Here is a 5,131-nt window from a genome sequence, read left to right as displayed (position 1 = left end):
CGCGAATACATCATAGGGCCGAGGTAGCTCCTCATTATGAGCCCGCATATAAGTACGCAGTCTGACAAAATTACCGAAGGGTATTGTGCAATAGGAGGAGTCCATATAAACGGCTTTAGCCGTGAATGGGTAAAATATTCGGTATTAAAACACCTCCTACAATGTAAGCATTATGCTTCAAAACGTAAAAATTATAATAAAATCAGTACGTAGGAACTGCAACCTAGGGGCGGAAGCGTGCCTGAAGGGCTAGACAAGCAAAGAGTTTTGCTTTCAAGCTGTAGCGAGAGGAGCTCTGCGACGAACTGGAACGGAAGCGTGCCCGAAGGGCTAGATAAGCAAAAAGTTTTGCTTTCAAGCTGTAGCGAGAGGAGCTCTGCGACGAACTGGAACGGAAGCGTGCCCGAAGGGCTAGATAAGCAAAGTGTTTTGCTTTCAAGCTGTAGCGAGAGGAGCTCTGCGACGAACTGGAACGGAAGCGTGGCCGAAGGGCTAGACAAGGCGTAGGCGACACGCTTGCTTGGCGCGTCTCAAACACGGCACTGCTGCAAACATTTCGCGCCTACATAAAAGAATTTAATCGCACAAAGAGACTATGAGACGCTGCCTTAAAGAGGTACGCAAAGTATTTTAGGTTTTCTCATTTACTCTCATTTGTTCTCTTTGTGCTAATAGGAACAATTAAAAGCTACTGCTTGCTGTATTGGTATCAATTACCAACCAGCAAACTTACTAGCAGCCTGCATACAAATCATTCAGACGAAAGCTTTTTGCCTCTCGTTTGTGAAAATAAGTCTTTTGAACTGGTTGCATAGTGAGTGAGCTCAGAAGTACTTATTAACTATTTTGCAAAAAACTGTCACAAGTGAGCGTTTACTAAACACTCAGTCTTGCGAACATCTAGTTGCCATGCTTTAATTAGGCAGCAAAAAATTAAACAGTAATGGTTTTATTTAAACTGGACGTTTTAAGAAAAAATTATTTGGGAAATAACAATGGCGCTTAGCTGTAAAACAATTGTGACGTCATTTGCGTTACTAGCAATGACAGGCTGTACAATCATCCCCGGCAGCCATTTCGAAGGAATCGAGTCGGGTGAACAAATTGATAATGTAGAGAAGGAACTCGAAAAGGTTAATATTCAAATCATTGACTCTTCTTTAATTAATCAACAAAAGCAAACGCAAGTTAAAAGCTTCACACCTTCCAGTTTAGATGGCGTAGATACCTCTAATTATCAGTACAAATTAGGTGTAGGTGATGTACTTACTATAGGTGTTTGGGATCACCCTGAATTAACCATTCCTGCTGCCGTGCAACGTACCGCAGAGTTCGACGGCTTTCGTGTTCAAGCCGATGGCACAATTACCTATGCATATGCACCAAATATTCAAGCAGCTGGTAAAACAGTACAACAAGTACACGCAGAGCTTGTAAAACGCTTAAGCCGAGTAATCGAAGAGCCACAAGTTGATGTGAAAATCGTTGGTTTTAGAAGCCAAAAAGCTTATGTAACAGGCGAAGTAAACAAGCCAGGTGTACTACCTGTAACAGAGATCCCATTAACTTTAATTGATGCACTAAACCAAGCCGGTGGCCTAACAGAAAACGCTGACTGGCGCACAGTGACTTTTACGCGCGGTGATAAAACCGAAGTTATTAAACTAGATGACTTTTATGCAAAAGGCGATATTTCACAAAACCGTTTACTTAAACATGGCGATATTGTGCACGTAAGCCGTAACGATATGCAAAAAGTGTTTGTACTTGGCGATGTAAAACGCGCAGGTACAGTAGGTGTTAATCGCTATGGTTTAAATTTAGCACAAGCCTTAAGCGATGCTGGCGGCTTAAACGAAAACACAGCTGATGCTAATGGTGTATTTGTTCTTCGTAAACGCAATTTAAACACAGACGGCGTAATTGCCGATGTATACCAGCTTCATGCTAAAAATGTTGCAGCATTAGTGCTTGCCGAGCAGTTTGAATTGCAGCCGCACGATATTGTGTATGTAACGTCAGCGCCGCTAGCACGCTGGAACCGAGTAATTAGCTTATTGCTACCATCAGTAAGTACAGTTGATTCAATCAACGACGTTGCTAACACAAACTAAAGGTAGGCTGTATGTTTGATTCTGTATTAGTAGTTTGTGCAGGTAATATATGCCGAAGCCCAACTGCCGAATATGTATTAAAAAGTAAACTACAAGGTAAAAACGTTACTGTTTCGTCAGCAGGGCTTACCGCCCTAGAGGGTAAACCTGCTGATGCCCAAGCTCAGTTAATTGCAAGTGCTCATAATATTGATATGAGCGAGCACCAAGGTAGGCAGATAACCTCAAACTTGGTGGCAAATAATAGCGTTATTTTAGTGATGGAGCAGCGCCATGTTAATGACTTGTGCGCGCGCTACCCACAAGCTCGCGGTAAAACGTTTTTACTAGGAAAATGGATTGGCGATAAAGAAATCCCTGATCCTTATCGCCAAAGTCAAGAAGCCTTTGAGCACGTTTACGCATTAATCGATAGCGCATGTAGCGCTTGGCAAAAGTATTTATAAGGAAAGGCTAGTACATGAATGCTCAGCCCACTGCTATTGCAGCAAATAATAAGCAAAATAGAACAACGCAAGACCAAACAGCACAAGAAATCGATTTAATGGCATTATTAGGTGCATTAATCGATCGTAAGTATTTTATTGCAGCCATCACTGCAGCATTTATGGCTGTGGGTGTGTTTTATGCGGTGTTTGCAACACCTGTTTACCAAGCAACCGCCATGATTCAAGTTGAAGACGGCAGCGCTTCAGTCCCTGGTTTTGACGATATGGCCGGTATGTTCGAAAGCACCTCTGCTGCTGTAACCGAAATAGAGCTATTAAAATCGCGCTCGGTGATAGGCGAGGCTGTTGATACCTTAAAGCTCGATATAGTCGCAGAACCTAAACTATTTCCAATAATTGGCAATAGAGCGTTTCGTAAGTATACGCCTATGCAAGCAGGTGACGTAGCCGAGTCAACTTTAGGCGCAAGTAGCTATGCCTGGGGTGGCGAGAGCATTGATGTATTTAGGTTTGATGTTCCTCGTTCTGCTATTGGTGAATACTTCACGCTAATTGCGGGTGAGGGTTCAGGCAAAAATAAACGTTTCACTCTTTTTAATGGTGATGACGAAGTAATCTTGCAAGGTAAAGTTAGCGAAGAGCTAAGTAATGGCAAATTTAACTTAACTATTCGTAGTTTAATTGCTCGACCAGGTACTGAGTTTAAACTAGTACGTAAAGACCGTTTAAATACTATTTTAGACCTACAAGCGTCTATAGGCGCAGGTGAAAAAGGTAAAGACTCAGGCATTATAAACTTGAGTTTACAGAGCGAAAATACACAGTACGCAGAAAAAGTACTTGATAAAGTAGCTGCAATTTATGTGCGCCGTAATGTTGAGCGCAATAGCGCAGAGGCACAAAAATCGCTTGAATTTTTAGAGGTACAATTGCCCGAAGTTAAAAAGCAGCTTGAGTATGCAGAGCAGCGTTTTAACGACTACCAAATTAAACGCCAATCAATCAATATAACGTTAGAGACACAAGGTGTACTAGAGCAAGTAGTAGAGCTAGAAACTAAATTACAAGAGCTAGAGCTAAAGCGCCTTGAGCTAAGCCGTAAGTTTAAAGAAAGCCACCCGACTTACCAAGGTGTACTTGAACAGATTGAAGCGGTAGAAAAACAAAAGCAAAACTTAGTGGGCGAGGTAGGTAACCTACCAGAAACACAGCAAGAGCTTTTACGCTTAAAACGTGATGTAGAGGTAAGCAACCAAATTTACACGCTACTTTTAAGTAAAACTCAAGAGCTTGATATAGTACGTGCAGGTACAGTAGGTAATGTACGCATAATTGACCACGCAGAGGTAAATACCTCTAAGCCAGTTAAGCCTAAAAAAGCACTAATTGTAGTAATGGCAACTATGCTGGGTGGTATGCTAGCGGTAGCTATAGTGCTTATTCAAAAAGCGATACATAAAGGGGTAGAAGACCCTAACGAGATTGAGGCACTAGGCCTACCTGTATATGCAAGCGTACCTTATTCAGATTATCAAGATAAACTAACTGGTTTTAGCAAAGCTCGTAAGGGGAAAGACAAACCTAAATCGATTCTTGCCGTAGATAACCCAGCTGATTTATCGATAGAGGCACTGCGCAGTTTACGTACAAGCTTGCACTTTGCGATGATGGAGGCAAAAAATAATATTATTGCAATATCAGGGCCAAGCCCAGGCGTAGGCAAATCGTTTATTTCAGTTAACCTTGCAACAGTACTTGCACAAAGCGGTAAAAAAGTACTGATTATCGATGCCGATATGCGCAAAGGCTATTTGCAAACCCAGTTTGGTATGAGGTGGGACGATGGCTTAAGTGATCTATTATCGGGCCGTTTAAACCTTGAGCAAGTAACTAAAACATCACAAGTTCAAGACCTTGATGTGATCACCCGCGGCCAAATACCACCAAACCCATCTGAATTACTTATGCATAGTAATTTTAGCAAGTTAGTCAAACAGGTAAAAGACAAATACGACATTGTAATAATTGATACACCACCTATTTTAGCAGTAACAGACCCTGCAATAGTCAGTGCCCACACAGGCACTACATTGTTAGTAACACGTTTTGGCCAAAACCATGCCCGTGAAATAGAGCTTACACGTAATCGCTTTGAGCAAAACGGTATAGATGTTAAAGGGGTGGTATTTAATGGTGTAGTTAAAAAAGCCAGTAATGCGTATGGATATTATGGTTATTACAACTACGAATATAAGTCAGGGAGTTAGTTTAAAGCAGTTCATATTTTCGTTGGTCAGTACCACGTTTTAAAGAAAAGTTAAGCGTAGTTACAGGTTATGGTACCGATTGTTTAGGTACTTTAGCCCTGCAGTGCTTTTACAAAAACTGATTAACCTATAACCAAATATTTGAAACCGTAATGCACCAAAATAGCATTACCATGATTGATCTGACTCCATAAAAGTAGACACCTTTTTGGAGTCAGTAATCATGAAAGTAAAACCATATCGTAAACATTCACTCGAATTTAAAATAAAAGTCGTTCAAGAGTCGTTAGACACCACAGAT

The 5,131-nt window shown here is 41.3% G+C and carries 3 protein-coding genes; all 3 read left to right on the top strand.

Annotation, left to right across the window (positions count from 1 at the left end):
• Positions 1–995 precede the first annotated feature (995 nt).
• Genes ABMY41_RS21350 through ABMY41_RS21340 form a run of 3 tightly spaced genes read left to right on the top strand, consistent with a single transcriptional unit; the run spans position 996 to position 4,830 of the window.
• Positions 996–2,114 (top strand): polysaccharide export protein, encoded by a 1,119-nt coding sequence (locus tag ABMY41_RS21350; protein WP_349276213.1) that lies wholly within the window; start codon positions 996–998, stop codon positions 2,112–2,114.
• An 11-nt stretch (positions 2,115–2,125) separates the two neighbouring features.
• Positions 2,126–2,560 (top strand): low molecular weight protein-tyrosine-phosphatase, encoded by a 435-nt coding sequence (locus ABMY41_RS21345; RefSeq protein ID WP_349276211.1) that lies wholly within the window; start codon positions 2,126–2,128, stop codon positions 2,558–2,560.
• Positions 2,561–2,574: 14 nt separating this feature from the next.
• On the top strand, positions 2,575–4,830 hold the full coding sequence (locus ABMY41_RS21340) for a polysaccharide biosynthesis tyrosine autokinase (protein WP_349276209.1): 2,256 nt from the start codon (positions 2,575–2,577) through the stop codon (positions 4,828–4,830).
• Positions 4,831–5,131 lie beyond the last annotated feature (301 nt).

It is taken from the genome of Pseudoalteromonas sp. BZA4, from assembly GCF_040104395.1.
Classification (GTDB): domain Bacteria; phylum Pseudomonadota; class Gammaproteobacteria; order Enterobacterales; family Alteromonadaceae; genus Pseudoalteromonas.
This window is presented reverse-complemented; position numbering and strand designations above follow the sequence as displayed.